Source organism: Snodgrassella sp. W6238H11 (assembly GCF_016100525.1).
Lineage (GTDB): Bacteria > Pseudomonadota > Gammaproteobacteria > Burkholderiales > Neisseriaceae > Snodgrassella > Snodgrassella alvi.
In genome coordinates, this window is sequence record NZ_JACFSH010000005.1 from 114,042 (window position 1) to 133,707 (window position 19,666).

Annotated in this window: 13 protein-coding genes, 2 tRNA genes, 1 other RNA gene and 2 pseudogenes; 8 read left to right on the forward strand and 10 right to left on the reverse strand. The window is 39.3% G+C overall.

What is annotated here, in order from left to right:
* Positions 1 to 148: 148 nt before the first annotated feature.
* Together H3V00_RS11475 and H3V00_RS09625 are read right to left on the reverse strand one after the other, a co-directional pair.
* Positions 149 to 943 (reverse strand): annotated as a pseudogene (locus H3V00_RS11475) (aspartate aminotransferase family protein).
* Positions 904 to 1,335 (reverse strand): hypothetical protein, encoded by a 432-nt coding sequence (locus tag H3V00_RS09625; RefSeq protein WP_198207830.1) that lies wholly within the window; start codon positions 1,333 to 1,335, stop codon positions 904 to 906. The pseudogene H3V00_RS11475 and the gene H3V00_RS09625 overlap by 40 nt, the downstream one beginning before the upstream one ends.
* A 422-nt stretch (positions 1,336 to 1,757) precedes the next feature.
* Here H3V00_RS09625 and thiL point away from each other — a divergent pair, with 422 nt between their 5' ends.
* The 3 genes from thiL to H3V00_RS09640 all read left to right on the forward strand — a co-directional run bounded on the left by thiL (position 1,758) and on the right by H3V00_RS09640 (position 3,938).
* On the forward strand, positions 1,758 to 2,720 hold the full coding sequence (gene thiL, locus H3V00_RS09630) for a thiamine-phosphate kinase (protein ID WP_198207832.1): 963 nt from the start codon (positions 1,758 to 1,760) through the stop codon (positions 2,718 to 2,720).
* Entirely contained in the window at positions 2,704 to 3,255 is a 552-nt protein-coding gene (locus H3V00_RS09635; RefSeq protein ID WP_370570105.1) for a phosphatidylglycerophosphatase A, read from the forward strand. The genes thiL and H3V00_RS09635 overlap by 17 nt, the downstream gene beginning before the upstream one ends.
* Before the next feature lie 131 nt (positions 3,256 to 3,386).
* A complete protein-coding gene (locus tag H3V00_RS09640) occupies positions 3,387 to 3,938 on the forward strand; it encodes a ZapG family protein (protein WP_084564586.1) in 552 nt (183 codons plus the stop codon).
* Positions 3,939 to 4,006: 68 nt separating this feature from the next.
* Here H3V00_RS09640 and H3V00_RS09645 read toward each other — a convergent pair whose 3' ends face one another.
* Positions 4,007 to 5,425 carry a 3'-5' exonuclease family protein gene (locus H3V00_RS09645; RefSeq protein WP_198207836.1) on the reverse strand — a complete coding sequence of 473 codons (1,419 nt, stop codon included), beginning with the start codon at positions 5,423 to 5,425 and terminating at the stop codon, positions 4,007 to 4,009.
* A gap of 237 nt (positions 5,426 to 5,662) precedes the next feature.
* Between H3V00_RS09645 and H3V00_RS09650 the strand changes: the two genes are divergently transcribed.
* Together H3V00_RS09650 and H3V00_RS09655 are read left to right on the forward strand one after the other, a co-directional pair.
* A tRNA-Arg gene (locus H3V00_RS09650) sits at positions 5,663 to 5,739 on the forward strand.
* A gap of 7 nt (positions 5,740 to 5,746) precedes the next feature.
* Positions 5,747 to 5,821, forward strand: a tRNA-Glu gene (locus H3V00_RS09655).
* A gap of 105 nt (positions 5,822 to 5,926) precedes the next feature.
* On the opposite strand, the gene H3V00_RS09660 is transcribed toward H3V00_RS09655, so the two are convergent.
* The 3 genes and pseudogenes from H3V00_RS09660 to H3V00_RS09670 all read right to left on the reverse strand — a co-directional run.
* Positions 5,927 to 6,655, reverse strand: a complete 729-nt coding sequence (locus H3V00_RS09660) for an SIMPL domain-containing protein (protein WP_110413821.1) — start codon at positions 6,653 to 6,655, stop codon at positions 5,927 to 5,929.
* A 118-nt stretch (positions 6,656 to 6,773) separates the two neighbouring features.
* Positions 6,774 to 6,871: signal recognition particle sRNA small type (ffs, locus tag H3V00_RS09665), an RNA gene on the reverse strand.
* Between the two features lie 295 nt (positions 6,872 to 7,166).
* Positions 7,167 to 8,403 (reverse strand): annotated as a pseudogene (locus H3V00_RS09670) (DEAD/DEAH box helicase); the annotation flags it as partial.
* A 430-nt stretch (positions 8,404 to 8,833) separates the two neighbouring features.
* On the opposite strand from H3V00_RS09670, the gene recA reads away from it, so the two are divergent.
* Both recA and trpE read left to right on the forward strand, forming a co-directional pair.
* A complete protein-coding gene (gene recA, locus H3V00_RS09675; protein ID WP_025329915.1) occupies positions 8,834 to 9,883 on the forward strand; it encodes a recombinase RecA in 1,050 nt (349 codons plus the stop codon).
* A gap of 310 nt (positions 9,884 to 10,193) precedes the next feature.
* Positions 10,194 to 11,669, forward strand: a complete 1,476-nt coding sequence (trpE, locus tag H3V00_RS09680; RefSeq protein WP_198207838.1) for an anthranilate synthase component I — start codon at positions 10,194 to 10,196, stop codon at positions 11,667 to 11,669.
* Positions 11,670 to 11,805: 136 nt separating this feature from the next.
* Here trpE and modD read toward each other — a convergent pair whose 3' ends face one another.
* From modD to lepA, 4 genes are all read right to left on the reverse strand, one after another.
* Complete coding sequence (gene modD / locus H3V00_RS09685) at positions 11,806 to 12,651, reverse strand: ModD protein (RefSeq protein WP_198207840.1); 846 nt, start codon at positions 12,649 to 12,651, stop codon at positions 11,806 to 11,808.
* 97 nt (positions 12,652 to 12,748) lie between these two features.
* The gene (locus tag H3V00_RS09690) at positions 12,749 to 14,482 is read right to left on the reverse strand and encodes an ABC transporter ATP-binding protein (RefSeq protein WP_084564598.1); all 1,734 of its coding nucleotides are present in this window, start codon (positions 14,480 to 14,482) and stop codon (positions 12,749 to 12,751) included.
* Positions 14,475 to 16,307, reverse strand: a complete 1,833-nt coding sequence (locus H3V00_RS09695) for an ABC transporter ATP-binding protein (protein WP_198207842.1) — start codon at positions 16,305 to 16,307, stop codon at positions 14,475 to 14,477. The genes H3V00_RS09690 and H3V00_RS09695 overlap by 8 nt, the downstream gene beginning before the upstream one ends.
* A 666-nt stretch (positions 16,308 to 16,973) precedes the next feature.
* On the reverse strand, positions 16,974 to 18,770 hold the full coding sequence (gene lepA, locus H3V00_RS09700) for a translation elongation factor 4 (RefSeq protein WP_198207844.1): 1,797 nt from the start codon (positions 18,768 to 18,770) through the stop codon (positions 16,974 to 16,976).
* A gap of 134 nt (positions 18,771 to 18,904) precedes the next feature.
* On the opposite strand from lepA, the gene H3V00_RS09705 reads away from it, so the two are divergent.
* Complete coding sequence (locus H3V00_RS09705) at positions 18,905 to 19,342, forward strand: MerR family transcriptional regulator (protein ID WP_084547988.1); 438 nt, start codon at positions 18,905 to 18,907, stop codon at positions 19,340 to 19,342.
* Positions 19,343 to 19,666: the final 324 nt, after the last annotated feature.

Consider the following 19,666-nt stretch of genomic DNA (forward strand, 5'->3'; position numbering starts at 1 on the left):
TATTTAAACAAAAATAGAAGACTGAGAAACGCTAAATCAATAATATGTATAACTTCTAAAAGAGATAAATATTTTTATAGGTTAAATGGGATTAAAAACGAATTATGTATGGTTTTTATCCTAAGAAAAATATTTATCTCTTTATAGATTATTTACTATTGATAATGTTTTCAATTAATGAATATACTAACTTAATATCTTCAATAGTAGTACGCCAGTTTACAAATGCTGCACGAATGCCTTTTTCATGATTAAAAGTGGTTGGTGTCATAAATACAAGACCAGTTTTATTTAATTTTTGCAGAAATTCAGCGGTATCGTATGCAGCAGTAACTTTAAAGCAGACAATATTTAAACGTACTTCAGCCAATAATTCAAAATAGCTGCTTTTACGTATATAGTTACCAAATTCTTGAGCCAGCTTAATAGAATTATCCACAATATACCGATACCCTTCTCTGCCATAGGCTAACAGACTGAACAATACTGGTAATGCTTTTAGTCTTCTGGAATTTTCCGGCAACATATTCATAAAGTTAAAATTTTCCAGTTGATTTTCCAGATAAGGAGCACTGCTGTTTTTAAACTGGTTAAACTGTAAACTGAAATGCGCCTTTCATATAAAAAAGCAGGCATTTTCATAAGGTACGTTTAACCATTTATGGCAATCTATGGCAATGCTGTCAGCCATTTCCCAACCATTGAGTAAATGCGGATAGTGTGAAGAGCAGGCGGCAAATGCTCCAAAGGCAGCATCAATATGTATCCAACAGTTATAGCTATGCTTCAACTCCATAATTTCCGCAATAGCATCAAAATCAGCTGTATTGGCTGTACCCGCATTTAAAACCAGAATAAATGGCTGATGTTTGAAATGATCTTCAATAAACAGTTTTAAATCGGCTACGTTAATGGCTTCACGCTGATTTGAAAGAGTAGGAATAGTAAGTTATTTCTGCCTAAACCAAGCATAGCCAATGATTTTAATACTGATGAATGAGGGGTAGCCGATATAACCGGCAGTGACAGATTTATTAAACCGTCTGCAGCAATATCCTGCTTAAACTGAGTACCAAACCATTGTCTGGCCACAGCCAGCGCAGAAAAATTTGCCATGGTCTTGCCGGTGACAAATCCGCCGGTAAATTCCCTTGGCTGATTGAATAAATCCAGTAATAAATCAGTTGTGTGAATTTCGATACGTGCAGATACATCTCCCTCGCCGCTGATAGCCTGAGTATTCTGATCGTAAATAGTGGCCAGAATATCACCTATTATTGCAGCCGGTGTACTGCCTCCGGACATACCCCCAATATCTGGGACCGCCTGAAGCAACAATAAACTCTTTAAACTGAGTATTAAATTGATTTAAGGCCGCTAATCCGCCATAACCTTGCTCTGGTAGATTCAGTTGCGGCAAACTATTTTGCTGTAGCTGAGTTAATTGGCAACATGTTGGCATACTGTCGAGGTTGTTTAGAAAGTCGATAGATTGATGAAAAGTATTTTCTAATAGTTCATGGATGGCAGTTAAATCGTTTTTTAATGTTTTATTCATATATATTTATTGTATGGATTTATCTAGAATTGATTGTATAACTTTTTAATTATTGGAGAAATTTATTTTAAATCTAAGCAATGATATCTTTAGATAAGGCAATATAACTCTGTCTGGTGATAGTAATAGACTTTTCTGGAAAGATTCAGGCAGACATCTTAAAATCTGAATCTGATTTGTATTCTAAAGTCTGTCTATCGTGAATGAATTTGATTTTATTCGTCAATATTTACATCGTCTGCAGCAGGATGAGCAACTTATTCTGGGTATTGGGGATGATGCCGCTATTATAAGTCCTCGTAGTGGCTATGATCTGCATTTCAGTACTGATATGCTGATAGGCGGAACACATTTTTTTCCGGATGTTGCCCCGGGGGATCTGGCGCATAAAATACTGGCTGTTAATTTGTCGGATATGGCCGCTATGGGAGCCAGTCCGCGCTGGATATTGCTTAGTGTGGCGCTGCCTGAGCTAAATAAGGAATGGTTAGCAGCGTTTTGTGATGCTTTGTTTGCTCTTGCTGCGCGTTTTGGGGTAACACTGATTGGTGGTGATACCACTAAAGGTAACTGGATATTTAATGTTAATATTATTGGTGAAACACCTAGAGGACAGGCTTTGCGACGTGATGCCGCAAAAATCGGTGATGATATCTGGGTATCCGGTCAGTTGGGGCTGGCTGCCGCTGCATTGGATATGCACTGGGGAAAAGTAAAATTACCCGCAGATGTATATAAGACGTGTGAACAGAAACGTCTGCGTCCGGAACCACGGGTTGCACTAGGAAGACAGCTGCTCTCCCTTGCGCATGCTGCGCAGGATATTTCTGATGGTCTGGCTCAGGATCTCGGACATATTCTGGCTGCGAGTAAGGTGGGTGCACAGTTGAATGTCGATGCTATTCCCGGCTTACAGACTTTACGGCAGATATCTGATGATGAGCAGCAATTAAGGCAATGGATGCTGGCCGGAGGTGATGATTATGAACTGGTATTTACTGCACCTCCTGTACAACGTGAAGCAATTTTAACCGCAGCTCAGACTACTGTTACACCGGTAACACGAATTGGTGCTATTACTGCATCAGGACTATTGCAGTTAAAAGATAATGCGGGCAATATTATCAGCTTATCTAAACAAGGATTTGACCATTTTGGCTGAACAAGATTTGACTACTGCACCGGTAACACCTACCTGGCGCTGGTTGTGCCGGCATCCGGTATGCTGGCTGGGTTTTGGTTTTGGTACGGGATTAGCGCCGAAAGCACCCGGAACATTCGGGACGCTACCAGCCATTCCATTGGCTGCATTATGGCTTATGCTGGGATTACCCCTGTGGCTGAATATCATTTTTGCTTTGTTGCTGTTTCTGGTTGGTATATTTATTTGTGATTATACTGAACAAGCATTGCGCCGGCAGGATTATGGAGGCATCGTCTGGGATGAAATTGCTGCTATGATGCTGATTTTATTTTGTATCCCGGCAGGCTGGATATGGTGGCTGGCTGCTTTTGTTATTTTCCGTTTCTTCGATGCCGTAAAACCATGGCCTATTCGTTGGTTTGACGCCTGGGTACACGGCGGGTTCGGTATTATGCTGGACGATTTGATTGCGGCAATTTTTAGTTTACTGGTGTTATTACTGGCCGGATACTGTATATCATCTTATGATTCAATTTTGAATATATTCAGATAAAATTGCATAAAACAGTTAAATCTTTAATCAATAATAATCCGGAATACGTTATGCTATGCTAACCATAATGATAAAGTAATCTGCATGGGGCTGATGTCAGATATGATATTCAACAGGAAAAGGAAAACAGCATGAATGGTCAGGTTTGGTTGTATGTATTAATTGCTGCCATAATCGGTTTGGTGCTTGGTATGGGGTTGATGTGGCTGTTATTGCGGCGCAGTAGTCAGAATCAGCAATATCAGTCAGTTAAAGCCAGCTTTGACAGTTATCGTCAACAGGTAGACCAGCATTTTATTCATACGGCCAGTGCTGTAGATGAGTTAAACCGCTGCTATGAAAAAGTATTGCAACAACTTAATATTGATGCAAAGCAATTGATGGAAAAAAATACTTTGCAGGAACTGCTACAGAAACGTGCTGATAAAAGTGTCACTTTGGCATTTATGACCAGTTCAGAAAATAAAAATCCGCAAACAGATGCGGATTCGACCTTGCCTTATACTGATGTGATGCAAGCGGCCGTCATCCCAATTAACGGCATGCCGGATCAGGTACCTGATCGTATCGGTCCTAACGTGATACATAGCCACGAGCAGCTGACACATCCTAAAAGCAAAAATACTACACGTGACGGTGGGCCAACAGAAAAATCAGTTGATCTACAACAGAGTAAATCCTGATTAGGGTTTAATGCATTAAAAAATCAGGCTGTAGCAAAATTTTTGCTACAGCCTGATTTTTATTTTAATTAGCGTATAAATTCGATATTTTCCGGTTTTTTCAATCGCTGTTTAAGTAGTTTAGGTAAAAGAGGATGAAAATACCAGTGCTGGTCATCCAGCCGGATACAGCCTGCCTGAGCCTCAATCGTCACATTCGTATCAGTTACGGCATCTGTTTCAGTAACACGTATCTGATGCCATTTGCCCCAGTCGCAAACCGGTAACAATGGCGCATATTGCATAACTTTGTCATTTTGTTCATCCATAGCTGTTTCTTTACGACAGTGACCATCACATAAATGAGCAGCCTGTTTCGGACAAGGCTCATGAGTGCTGATGCTTTGCGGCAGAATATCCAGTACCGCTGGGCACAGATCATAGCGGCGTGCCCAGTCAGATAATGCACGTTTTGCTGCACGCGGATGAGCAAATAATCCGTAAGGCGGATGTCGCAATATTTCTTCCTGCAGCCGAATAACTCTTGCTTGTAATTGTCCGCGCTGATTGGCTACAAAAGAAACTGTATACCAGTTAGCAGGTGAGGAAGATTTGGATAAATGTGTCTGTGTTTGTGGGTGTAACTGATAGTAACCATATAGCCATAATGCATGCAAAGAGCTGACTGCGGGAATAAAATTAATTTCTGTAGTATTTTTCCAGTAGCTTTGTGTATTTTGGCGCTGAAACTGTATACATATATCGGTAAAAGCCCGTTCCACTATCATTAAAGATTCAGGCTGATTCGGAGTATGTTGTAACAGAAGCCCGGAGCTGTCTGGCAATGCATATAATTGCTGACGTAATTCAGGTTTAAGCCATGCAGGGAAATAACCCGGTTTAATCATTGTTCGCCACTGAGACTGCCAACGGGCATTATCTTGCTCATGCAAGCTGCGCTGTAAAAACTCAGTTAAAGCAAGAACGTCACCCATGGCACGATGGCGGTCGGCTGCGTTCAGATCAATTTCGAAACGCGCAATAATGGCATCCAGATTATGTTTAAAATGCTGCGGGTATAATTTGCGTGAAAAGGGGACTGTATCAAGTGTTGGTGCTGCAAAATTAATATTATTGCGTGCAAAAGCATGACGCAAAAAAGTGTAATCAAAGCGACTATTATGTGCGACCAGAAGGTGCCCGCGCAGTAAAGGTAGAAGCTCACCTGCAATGTCGGTAAAGCTCGGTGCATCCTGTACCATTTCGTTGCTGATACCTGTTAACTTAGTAATAAAATCGCTGATGGGTTGCTGCGGATTAACCAGCCATTGATGTCGGCTGATACAACCCTGATGAAAACGTAAAATAGCAATTTCAGTAATCCGGTCCTGAGCGAAATGGCCACCGGTGGTTTCAAGATCGACTATGGCAACAGGCAGAGGCAGCGTACAAAAAACCGCTGCCAGCTCGGCAAATGCAGCGGCGTCATCGTTGGTAACAATACTCATGACGCAAATAACTAACGCTTAAAAAATAGTCATTTTATACTAAAATACAGGTTATGGAATAATGCCTTTATACTAAGAAGCTTAATGAATTTATATAAACACTATCTATGCAGGTCTCCAGAATTTAAATATGAATTTATCTGTCGATAAAACAGTATATTGCTTAATATTGCTATTTTTTAATTATGACTGGTCTTGACAGTAATGCCGATGTTACCTATACTGCACATCTTTCTCGCACCCGTAGCTCAGTTGGATAGAGTATCTGGCTACGAACCAGAGGGTCGGGCGTTCGAATCGCTCCGGGTGCACCAAGTTTCCGCGCCCATCGTCTAGCGGTTAGGACATCGCCCTTTCACGGCGGTAACCGGGGTTCGATTCCCCGTGGGCGTGCCAGTTAATAAGAAAAGCCAGCTTTTTAAGCTGGCTTTTCTTTTATTCAGATTTCTGTTCAGAATTCATAAATTTATTAAACTAATTTAAGTAAGAGTGACTGGTTTTTTATTCAGGTAGTCCGGTTATCTGAATTTTTCCATTAATGTTTAATGTGAGGCGAGTTTCACCGGCTGCAATATCCTGAACCGGAGCAGAGCCGGCTGTACGGCTTAGCATCATAGGTTGAACATAGGCTGCATAATTCTGGGTAGCTTGGCTATTGCCTAAATTTATATTCACTATTTTGTATCCATGACCGCCTAGTTCATGAGTAATTTGTGTTGCACGCTCCTGAAAACGGGCAATAGCCTGTCGGGTTAATTTTGTTTCATAGTTTTTCAGTGTTGTATCCGCAACCTGATAATTTATAGCTTCAATGGTTGCCAGACGCTGTACTGTAGCAGCGAACTGATTTAAAGCCGCTAAATTTGTACTTTTAATTTGTATCAGAGTACTGTCCTGCCAGCCATTATTGATGCGTTTATCTTTTTGATAATCAAATCTTGGCTCAATCGCACGCGTTAATTGCGTAGTATTAAAATCAGCATGTCGGTGTGCATTAGCCAGAATCTGATTCAGTTGACTGGTAACTTTATTGCTGATCTGCTGTCTGTCCGCTCCCTGTTGCTGAATCTTTAATACCAGCACCATTTCATCCCGGGTAACTGTTTGCGACGTCTGTGCACTCAGCTCTACTACACCATAATTTAATTTTATTTCTTCTGCCAGACTGCTACTTGTTGAATATACAGATAGTAATACTATGATGATATATGAAATAAAGCGGCGGTTCATTGTACAAACCTTTGTCACAATATAATTAAAGCAGATTAGCAAGGTGACAGATTAAATACAATAATTATTTGATAATAATGGGAAAAGATGAGGAATATACAGAAAATTTAGAAATAAAGGTGGCGAGCCAAACCCCCGGCACTGGTCGCTTTAAGATGGGCTGCTTGCTTCCGCACCTGACCCGTTGTCCTAAATAACCATGCGGGGAGACCCGCCACAGCGCGGTATTATACCGGTAGTTAGACTAATTCCCAACTATTTTCTTAATTTTAATACAAACAAAAATAGCTATTGTTAAAACAATAGCTATTTCAAATAATTAATCGCAAAAATTAAAGGCTGATTTTTGTTTTACGTACACCATAATCCGGTTGAAGCAGAGCGCATTGCGGATGATTATGACGGCTGAAACGGCGCGCACGTCCCGGAATTTGCTGACAGCTGACACTTACGTCATTACTATCCTGAGTTCTGCCTGTCTGATTATTTGCATTAACCTGATTGGCTTTAGCTGCTCGTTCACGCTGACGCGGTTTATCACTTTCAACTTTAACCGAAGAAGTCTGTGACGCTTTATTTTCAGCGGGTGCCTGTTCCCACCAGCGCGGTTCAAAGCCTTCAATGCGTTCAATTTGCAGGTTATTCTGAGTTAATTCTTTTATTGCATTAAATACTTTTTGTTCCTGTTCATCCATCAGGGAAATAGCTACCCCTTCAGCGCCGGCACGACCGGTACGTCCGATACGATGTACATAATCTTCGGCATTCAAAGGTAGCTCATAATTGATGACAAACGGAAGTTCAGCAATATCCAGACCGCGTGCCGCTACATCCGTGGCCACCAGAACACGCAAACTGCCTTCCTTGAATTGTGCCAGTGTTTCCAGACGTGTTTGCTGGGACTTATCGCCATGAATAGCTTGTGCACTTATCCCGCGGCGGTTTAATTCGCGATTAACCTGATCAACACTTTGCTTAGTATTACAGAATACAATTACCTGATTCATGTTCAGATCACAGATCAGCCGCTGCAGAAGTGAACGCTTGCGTCCGTTATCCAGTGCAATAATATGCTGTTCCACATTGGCAGAAGTGGTATTTTGTGCCGCTACCTGAATTTTTTCCGGATTATGCATAAAATCCTGAGCGAGCCGTTGAATGGCCGGTGCAAAAGTTGCTGAAAACAGTAAAGTCTGACGCTGTGATGGCAGCATTTGCATGATTTTGCGGATATCGTCAATAAAGCCCATATCGAGCATTCGGTCTGCTTCATCCAGAACCACAATTTCTACTTTGTTTAGCTGGATATTCTTTTGTTGTACGTGGTCAAGCAAACGTCCTACTGTGGCAATAACAATCTCGCAGCCCTGACGTAAATCCTGTTTCTGAATCTCCATATTCATCCCGCCAAACAGCACAGTCTGGCGTAAAGAAAGATTTTTCAGATAACTCTGTACATTCTGATCAATCTGGTCAGCCAGCTCACGGGTTGGTGTCAGTACCAGCATACGCACAGGATGCATTGCCGGAGATGTACTGGTATTGGCATAGCGTTTCAGTCTTTCCAGACTGGGCAGCATAAAGGCTGCAGTTTTTCCTGTGCCTGTTTGTGCGGCAGCAAGTAAGTCCATACCTGCCAGTGCTTTCGGAATAGCCGCATACTGTATAGGTGTAGGTTCGTGATAACCCTGTTCTGTTAGCGCAGAAACAATTTCCTGAGATAAACCCAGGCTGGCAAAAGCATTCATTTTGACAACCTCCAGTTGTTGTCTGCAAATACATACAACTGTTACGAATTGGATAGAATAGATGACTGTTCAAATATCATTATTTTTAGAAAAGCACCATAACGGCAGATGGTAATCATTGATGTTATGGTTATCGTGACAAAATAGTCACTAATGTAAACCAGTAGTGTATCATCTTTATCAACCCGTTATAAACTTGACTGCTATCTGGCTAAAATTAAATAAAAATTCGTAAATTAGCATTTGAATGAAGTCATTACAGCTTTGTATAACCTTTTGCAGACGGGCATTCCACTACTCAGTAACAAATAACAAAATCGTATAATTCAAATAGATAGTATAAATAAGCTTTTGCTAAACATCTAATCATAGGCTTATGCGATAATTGACTTTATTAAGTTAATCATACAGTACAAGCGAGCATATCAATATGTCAGATGAAAAAAGCAAGGCTTTGGCTGCGGCACTGGCGCAGATAGAAAAGAATTTTGGTAAAGGTTCCATCATGAAAATGGATGGCAGCCATACCGATGAAAATCTCGAAGTAATCTCTACCGGTTCACTCGGACTGGATCTGGCTCTGGGTGTAGGTGGTTTACCACGTGGTCGTATCGTAGAAATCTACGGACCGGAATCTTCCGGTAAAACCACGTTGTGTCTGGAAGCCATAGCACAGTGTCAGAAAGATGGTGGTGTATGTGCGTTTATCGATGCCGAGAATGCCTTTGACCCGATTTACGCCCGTAAACTTGGGGTAAAAGTTGAAGAATTACTGGTATCACAACCTGACACCGGCGAACAGGCTCTGGAAATTTGTGACATGCTGGTTCGCAGTGGCGGGGTGGACATGGTTGTTGTTGACTCGGTTGCAGCTCTGGTACCCAAGGCTGAAATTGAGGGCGAAATGGGTGACAGTCATGTCGGCTTGCAGGCTCGTCTGATGAGTCAGGCTTTGCGTAAACTCACTGGTAACATCAAAAAAACCAATACTCTGGTTATTTTCATTAATCAGATTCGTATGAAAATCGGTGTCATGTTTGGTAATCCTGAAACCACTACTGGTGGTAATGCACTGAAATTCTACTCATCTGTACGTCTGGATATCCGTAAAATCGGCCAGATTAAAAAAGGTGATGATGTCATTGGTAATGAAACACGCGTTAAAGTAATCAAAAACAAAGTAGCTCCGCCATTTAAACAGGCTGAGTTCGATATTTTGTATGGCGAAGGTATCAGCTGGGAAGGTGAGTTGATTGATATCGGCGTTAAGCTAGGCATTGTTGAAAAATCAGGTGCATGGTACAGCTACAATGGCAGTAAAATAGGTCAGGGTAAAGACAATGTACGTCAATGGTTGAAAGATAATCAGGAAATAGCCGACGAAATTAATCTTAAAATTCGCAATAAAGTAGGTATCACTGCTCAGAATACCGAAGGGCAGTTGGATGATACTGATGGTGAAATGCCTGCCGAAGACTAAACGGGTCTGTTTTAAAAAGCTGCTTAGCTACACTAAGCAGCTTTTTTATTAGCTTATATAAGTTAAAAATCGACTGGAAAATTCTGGATAGTATATAGTTCAAAGGAAGGTAATTGCGTATGGAATAAGCAATACCATTGATAATACGGAAATGAGTTGCAGAGTCAGAGACCATTCCATTACTTTAGGTATACATCTGATAAATGCTTTTAAAGCGGATTTAAGTTATGATATTGAAAAGGAAAATAGTACTATTTGTAAAAATTTCCGATCAGAAACCACACCTTTTAAACAACACCAAGCATAAATCATGATCACTTTAGCTGAATATCAGCAACAAATGACTGCCGGCTATACTCATATTCCATTAGTACAGGAAGTGCTGGCAGATATGGATACACCATTGTCACTTTACCTGAAACTGGCAAATAAACCATTCAGCTATTTGCTGGAGTCGGTAGTAAATGGTGAGCGTTTTGGTCGATATTCTTTTATCGGTTTGCCCTGTGATACCTATATTAAAATATCCGGACAAAACACAAGGGTATACCAGAAAAATCAGCTAATAGAAACGCATCAGGGTAATCCGCTGGAATTCATTAAAACATTTCAGAACAGATATAAAACTCCTGATATTCCAGACCTGCCAAGATTTACAGGCGGATTGGTAGGTTATTTCGGATATGAAACCATTTATCACTTTGAACAGATAGCCCACCGGCTGAAGCAGGCAGACAAACCTAATCCGATTGGCGTGCCTGATATTTTTCTGCTGCTTTCCTTAGAGCTGGCGGTTGTGGATAATTTATCAGGCAAAATTTATCTGATTGTTTATGCCGATACCAGTAAAAAAGATGGTTATCAGCAGGCCAGAGCACGTTTAGAAGAGTTACGCACCGCGCTGCGTCAGAGTGTGCAGTTACCATTGTCACTTGGCAGTGAATTAACTGAGCCAGTGGCAGAAACTGGCGAAGAGCAATATAAAAATTATGTTAAACGGGTGAAAGAGTACATTCTCAATGGCGATTGTATGCAGGTTGTCCCCAGTCAGCGTCTCAGCATGCCTTTTTACGATAATCCATTGAGTCTGTACCGTGCTCTGCGTACTTTAAATCCTTCCCCTTATTTATTTTATTATCATTTTGACGACTTCTATGTGGTAGGGTCTTCTCCGGAAATTCTGGTAAGACGTGAACAAAGCAGTGTTACCGTACGTCCTATTGCCGGAACGCGTCCTCGGGGCAGAACACCAGACGAAGATCAGGCACTGGCACAGGATCTGATAAATGATCCTAAAGAAGTGGCCGAGCATGTCATGTTAATTGATCTTGGACGCAATGATGTCGGACGCATTAGTAAAATCGGTCAGGTAAAAGTTACCGATAAAATGATTATCGAACGCTATTCTCATGTAATGCATCTGGTATCCAATGTTGAAGGCGAATTACAGGATGGAATATCGAATCTGGATGTACTGGCTGCCACCTTTCCGGCTGGTACGCTTTCAGGCGCACCAAAAGTTCGTGCTCTGGAAATCATCGAAGAACTGGAGCCAAACAAACGCGGTGTTTATGGCGGAGCAGCCGGTTATTTGAGTTTTTCCGGAGATATGGATTTATGTATCGCTATTCGTACTGGTGTTGTCAGAAACAATACACTATATGTACAAAGTGGTGGCGGTATCGTCTTTGATTCAGATGAAGAGCTGGAATGGCAGGAAACTCAAAATAAAGCCAGAGCAGTAATCAGAGCGGCGCATATGGTGCAGCAGGGTCTGGATAAGTAAAGCAGATAATTAGTTACTTAGAATTAACTATGGTTGATGCACTATTATTTATAACTATTCTATCAACCATAGTTAAATATCGTCGCCAATACTATGCAGTAAACCTTCAGCTAATCATTTAAAACACAAATCAGCATTAAACAGGTTTCAATTTCACTTTAATATCTGCCGGCGGGACATAATAGGGCGCAGAGGTAACCAGTAATTGCGCCCCCGCACGAACATATTCCGCTATATTTAATAAAGTAACGCCACCGGCAGCAGACAATAAACTCATTGGCGCTAATATTTGCTGTTTTGCCAATACCAGTGCAAATTCTTCCGGCGTAAACTTATCCAGCTGTACAATATCTGCCTGGGCTGCCAGTGCTGCGAAAGCCTCTTCGATATTATCTGCTTCGACAATAATTTTCTTTTCCGGCGCAGCATACTTTAAACGCATTACCATAGCAGCCCAATCATCCGGCTGCTCATAAAAATGGCGGTGATTGGCAAACAGCAAAACAGACTCAGCTGTGCCGGCACGATGTAATATTCCTCCGCCATCTATTACAGCAGCAATAGCCAGAGATTTCGTACCGGGAATACTCTTACGCGTGCAGGCAATTTGTACCAGCGGATTAATCTCATGTGCACTAGCCAGCATTTGCGCCATATATTGTGCTACACCACTGCACCATTCCAGTACATTCTGTGCCACCTTCCAGCCCTGATGCAGATTTTCAGCTTGACCAAAAGCGGTTAACAGTACGGTTTCAGCATTAACATCAGCACCGTCTTGTTCTTGTATCACTACTTCCAGCCCAAGCTTCTGCAACAGCCTGGCTGCAATGGCCACACCACTAACCCTGCCAGCTTTCTGGCGACAGAATGTCATTTTTCCAGCCTGCCGGCCAAAACCTAAAGCACGGGTGGTTAAATCACCATAAGCGATATCATCGAGTAATAGTTTATCCAGCTCAGCATCAGATAAATAAAACATGGTATTTCCCCGTTAAATGAATGACTGCAACCTGCGCCTGTTTCTTATCAGTTATGTCGCTATAGCATGTACCGATAATTATGAGAAAAATAATTAATCAATAATTAACAGATAATGCTTGTTTTTGAAAACTATAGAGCTTAGTAAATAAACCATTATTGTCCATCAAGTCTTGGTAATTACCTTGTTCCGCAATTGAGCCTTTATCCAGAACAATAATATTATCCGCACCGATAATCGTTTTTAAACGATGAGCAATAACGATTACAGTCCTGTCTTTGACCAGACTGGCGATTGCTTCCTGAATATAAATCTCATTTTCAGGATCCAATGAGGCGGTAGCCTCATCAAGCAAAATAATAGGAGCATTTTTTAATAATGCTCTGGCAATTGAGATTCGTTGCCTTTCACCGCCCGATAATTTACTGCCGTTTTCACCTATTAAGGTATTCCAGCCATCAGGTAATCGGGCAATTAGTTCATCACATCTGGCTATTTTAGCGGCAAGTTTGACTTCTTCATCAGATGCATTATGCCTTCCGATGCGAATATTGTTCATAATCGTATCATCAAACAATACCACCTGTTGGAAAACAAAAGCCATTGAATGCATCAAGGTTTCAGGGTCAATTTGCTTAATATCGAGATTACCAATGGTAATCCTCCCCGAATTTACATCCCAAAAGCGTGCAATCAATTGCAATAAAGTACTTTTACCACTACCTGATGGTCCAACTAATGCTGTCATTTTTCCTTCCGGAATAGTGCAGCTTAAATTATTAATAACGTTTATTTGATTGTAGGAAAAATTAACATGATCAATATTGATAGTATGATTAGCAAAAGTCACATCTTCTTTTCCTTCCATAATAGACTCAGATTGTAAACTTCTCATTCTATCGATGGAAACAAGCATATAAAACAGCTCGGGTAATAATGTCAAAATAGAAATCAGAGGGCTATAAATTCGTGAACTGATAATAACAAAGGCAATAAAAGTAATTGGATTTAAGCTGCCAGAAACCATTAGCGAAACACCGAGTAAAACCACTATGCCTAAACCGACTTGTAATGTCATAGTAGACAAAGTGACAATAATTCCTCCTATTCCTTCAAACTTAATTGATGCCCACATCATTTTTTTAAGGGCTTTATCCAGACGTTGGAATTTTTTACCACTTATTCCGTAACCTTTGATAATTTTAATACCATCCAGATATTCCTGAACTTCGTCGGAAACAATTAATTTAGCCTGAACATGTTTTTCACCAAATTTTTGTTCAAGTCTTTTACCAATAACAACAATAATAATAGAAATCGGCAGAGTACAAAAAATAGCACCAGCCATACGCCAATCATAAAATGCCAATAAACAACAAGTTATCAGGCTGCTGATTGAATAGCCGATTAATTGAGGTATCACATGGCTAAGCATGTTCTCAATAACGGCACAATCACCCATAATATTAGCCGTAAGTTCAGAAAGATCTTTTCGGTTGAAAAAACTAAGCGGTAATTTGCGGATTTTTTCAGCAACTTCAATTCGGGTATTGGCAGCCTGACTAACAGCATTAGCATAAGTTTTTTCATATTCTCTTTTATAACAAAATAAGAATAATAAGGCTGAAACTACGCCGGCTCCCGCCATAATCCATAAGTAATTTATATTTACAGGAATTTGGTCAGTTAATGGCTTAATTAGCAGGATAATTATCTGCAATAAAATCACAAACGGTAACATTAATGTCAAATTAGAGATGATACAGGCGATAATAGCTTGATTAAGATTTTTATTCTCTGCATCAGACAACATCAATAATTTTTTAAACATATGCCACCTCATCATCTTGACCAGACTGATGCATTTGCCAATTTAATGTTTGCTTATAGTATTGCCACATTTTGTAATAGGTATGATGCTTATCAATTAGCTGCTCATGCGTTCCTCTTTCAACAATTCGACCTTTATCTAATACCACAATTTGATTTGCATCTTTTATTGTTGATAAACGATGAGCAATCATAATAACGGTTTTACCCTGCATCAAAACTTTCAAGGCAAGCTGAATTTTGTATTCATTTTCAGGATCAGCAAAAGAAGTGGCTTCATCAAGAATTAAAATAGGTGAGTTTTTTAGTAATGCGCGGGCGATTGCTAAACGTTGCATTTCACCGCCTGAAAGATGCAATCCTTTAGTACCTATTACCGACTGATAGCCGTCTGGCAGCTTTTCAATAAATTCGTGACATTGTGCAGCTTTGGAGGCGGCAATAACTTCATCTAACCGGGCATCGGGTTTGCCGATTTTAATATTATCTAAAATAGTTTGTTTAAAGAGAAAAACATCCTGAAACACAAAACTCACTAACGACAATAAATACTCACTTTTCATTTGCTTAATATCTACACCACCAATCGTTATCGAACCTTCATCAGGATCAAAGAAGCGAGGAATAAGCAATGAGACTGTACTTTTACCACTGCCGGAAAGCCCAACCAGAGCAGTAGTTGTTCCTTGTTTTGCCGTAAACGAAATGTGACTTAGCGCATTATTCTCTGAAGCCTCACTACCCTGAATCTTATTGTAGGCAAAAGTGACATCATTAAAACCAATATCATAACGATTTACTTCTAAACCAGATTCGGGTTCAGCTAAAGGTTTTACGTTTAAAACACTATCCATATTTTCAACGCTTTTAATTGCTTTTTGAAGGCCTTGTGAAACATACATCAGTTTTAAAAAAGGCGCTGGTAATGCCAGTGAGAAAATTAAATAAAAAATAGAAGCTAAGATAAAATTTGCATAATTATCTACAGAACCGAGTAAGAAAATTATTACTAGGAGAATAAAAAGATAGATGTTATTTAATATCAGTAGAAAAAATGCCATATGATATTTAAAACAATCAGTAAACTTAAGGCAAAATACTTGATACGCTTTGATTGACTCATAAAAGCGTTTAAATGAGAAAAAAGTTTGATTGAAAGCTTTTACAACAGCAATACCACGAATATATTCAACTGAAGCATTACTCATATCAATGAGTCGATTTTGAAACTCCTGCATATGGTTTTTAATATCTTTACGACGGTAGCCGCTTATCAAAACAATATAAGCCAAAATAATGGGTACCAGCGTTGCCAACCCTAAACGCCAGTCAAAAACAGCTAAAATAATTAAAATGATAATCGGAGTCGCAAACGAACCAACCATATCAGGGAGTTGATGAGCAATAAAAATTTCTATCTTTTCAATATCATCATCAACGATTTTTCGTAACTCTCCACTCGAATGTTCAGTATAAAATCCTAATGGTAAATATGATAAATACCGAACGAAATTATATTTCAAATAGTAAAGCGTTTTAAACGCAGCAATATGCGAGAAGCAGAGTGCAAGGAAATTAAAAAATAGCGACAATGCAGCCGCAATAAAAGCCAGCCAACCATAATGAATAATAAGCCCGTTATTTAATACGTCCTTATTGACTAAACTCATTATTATTTCGTAAACAATATAATAAACCGAAATAAAAGGGATAAAAGCAGTAGCAACACTTAAAACTGAAAATAAACAAGATATAATAATTAAAATTTTATTTTTAAAGGTGAGTTGCCAAAGTCGAGAAGCAGGACTGTAATTACACGGGTTCATTAAATGAGTACCTTATTAAAGTAATAATAATCATTATCATTTATAATGTATAAAATAACAATTCTTTTTATAAAACAAACAATATTATGGAGTGTGTTAATAAAATCACAGGCCTTGAGTGCAACAAATTTTGCACTGAGTCATGATTTTGAGCTGATGCATAACCACAATGGAAAAGATTGCTCGACTTCTTAAAACTATCTTAATGACGAACAGTTGATTAAATAATTAACTCAGTTAAATTATCGAGCAGAGTATTTTTATTGCATTATAAGAATTTATTTTTTTATCTCGTTCTAAAATAGATTTCTGACTGAAACGAGAGGATATATTAAAAATTGTTCTACTATATTCAATGAACTCTATTTGATTGATTCATGACAATTTATTTTGTTTTTAGTTGTCAATAATTCCTAAATAAAGATAACAGATTGCCAATGATGTTCTCATTTCATAATCTATATCTATCTGGTATATAACCATTGATAATTTTGTCGTATATAACCTTTACCTGAAAATGATACCTATCTAAAAGAAATTCAGGTACAAAAAATGTAAGCTGAAACAGTTAATACTCAAAGTATTATTTCAATAGCTGTAGAAAAACTAAGAGGATATAGAAAAAGCATACCCTCTTAGCTTTAAATTGACAGAGATAAACATTTATCAGCTAATATCCAGCACCGCATGGAATGCAGCTTGAGGAATATCTACACCTCCAAATTTACGTTGTCTGACTTTATTATCCTTTATATTTTTAGCAATTTTTCTCTTTTTGGATAGAGAGCCGGAATATCCTTTTCCGGTTACGCTTTTGCGTAAGGGCGGAATATCCTCACGAGCAATAACTCTGTTTTCAACCACAGACTGAACTGGCATGGGATATAACTTGCGCGGAATCACATGCTTCATTTTCAGAGCTATTTGCTTACCGCGTTCATAACTACTGCTGCGCGGTAAAATAAATGAAAATGCATCTACTATTTCATCATTCAGCCAGATATCCATTTTCACAAGATCAGACGCAATATAACATCTGTCGCGGTAATCAACTGAAGCATAACCATGCGTGATGGATTTTAGTGAATTGAAAAAAGTATAGGCAATTTCAGAAATCGGCAGCTTAAAAAATAATTCCGCCATTTTATTATTGAGGTAGGTCATATCAACGAATATACCTCGCTTTTCCTGGCACAGATTCATAATTTCGCCAATATTTTCCACAGGAATAATAATGGCTGATTCAATAAAAGGTTCTTCAATGGAAGCTATTTTTTCAAAACTCGGTAACAATGTCGGATTATTTACCGTAATTACCTGGCCATTAGTAAGTGTTACTCGGTACTCAACACTGGGAAACGTAGAAATAATTTCAATACCATGCTCCCGTTCCAGTCTTTCCTGAATAATTTCCATGTGCAAAATACCTAGAAAGCCACAACGAAAGCCACTGCCAAGTGCCAGAGAATTTTCCTGCTGATAAACAAAAGCCGAATCATTCAGAGCCAGTTTTTCTATCGCATCGCGCAGCTTTTCCTGTTCCTCATTTTTAATAGGAAACAAGCCTGCATATACCATGGGTTTAACATCTTTATATCCGGGTACGGGCGGAGTGTCTGGTGCATTAATATCAATTAATGTATCACCAACTTTCACATTGGACACCACCTTTATATTAGTAGAAATATAGCCTACCTCGCCAGCAACAAGCGTTTCAACAGACCTCATTTCAGGCAAAAATACACCAATCTGTAATGCTTCAAACTCCAGTTCACTTTTGATCATTTTAATTTTCTGACCAGTAGTCACCGAACCATTGAAGATACGGACATGCAGAACCACACCACGATACATATCGTAATGCGAATCAAAAATTAAAGCCTGAAGAGGACGATCCTGCTCACCACTAGGTGCCGGTATTTCTTTAACAATAGCATTCAGAATATTATCGACTCCGGCCCCTGTTCTGGCCGAAGCCAATATAATATTGTCCAGATTAATCCCATCCAACTCTTCGAGTTCTTTCGTAACACGTTCTACATCCGCATTTGGCATATCAATCTTATTGATAACCGGAATAATCGTTAAATTTTGTTCCTGCGCTAATTTTAAATTAGCAATAGTCTGAGCCTGCACTCCCTGTGTGGCATCAATCACCAATAATGCCCCTTCACAAGCGGCTAAACTGCGGGAAACTTCATAGGCAAAGTCAGTATGACCGGGCGTATCAATCAAATTAAGTTCATACTCAGCCTGATCTTCGGCCTGATAGTACATGCGTACAGTCTGGAGCTTAATAGTAATACCGCGCTCTCTTTCAAGCTCCATATTATCTAATAATTGCTCTTTCATTTCTCTTTCGCTGACCGTTTTTGTCATTTCAATTAACCTGTCAGCCAGCGTAGATTTACCATGATCAATATGAGCAATAATACAAAAATTTCTAATATTATTTAGGTTCATATTCCCATTCTTTCAGATTTTATTCATTTAATAGGCATTAAATGTAATAATTAGAGTAACTCGAAGTCAAGCTTAATATCTCGTCTTTACTAATTGTGATATTTTGTTGATTTATAAAACTAAAGAGGTAAAAAATGGTGGATTTACAGGATTGTATTTTATCAATAGCCAATAATGGGCAGTTAAGCCTCAAACCTAAATATTCCGTAACCGAAGCGGCCCAAATTCTTGGATTATCAGCACATACTCTGCGCTATTACGATTCCCTTAATCTATTCCCGTTCTTACAGAGAGATCAGCATGACAAAAGATTTTTTTCAGATGCAGATTTACAATGGGCAAAATTAATCGAGTGTTTACGCAATGCCAATATGTCCATAAAAGATGTTCAACACTATGTAGAGCTCTGTTTGCAAGGAGACAAAACACTGGATCAGCGGCTGAATATAATTAGCCAGCAAGAACAAAAGCTGCTCGACACCATGGAAACATTAAAAAAGCAAATAGCATTGTTGAGATTTAAAAAAGAATATTATGAAAATGCTAAACTCAAAAAAGACCTTGATAAATAGTACTGTCATCTAATCACAAGTAGAAGGAAACAGAGGGTATAAACAAGTCAATATCCCTATCAGCAGATAGCGGAGTCAAATAAAACCGCAAAGACTGAGTCAAAGGAGTCAAAAATAAACTTAGTAAAAACAGTTAAGTGAGGAGGAAGTCAAAAATAAATGCAGGCAGGAGTTGACAGGGGATTTTTGGAGGCGTATAGTTCGCCTTCTTCGCTGATGACGCGACACGAAACAAACGCACAGTTTAAAGTAGAACGCAGTCGAAAGCAACGCTCTTTAACAGAACAGATTACCGATAAGTGTGAGTGCCAAGCGGCCTCACAC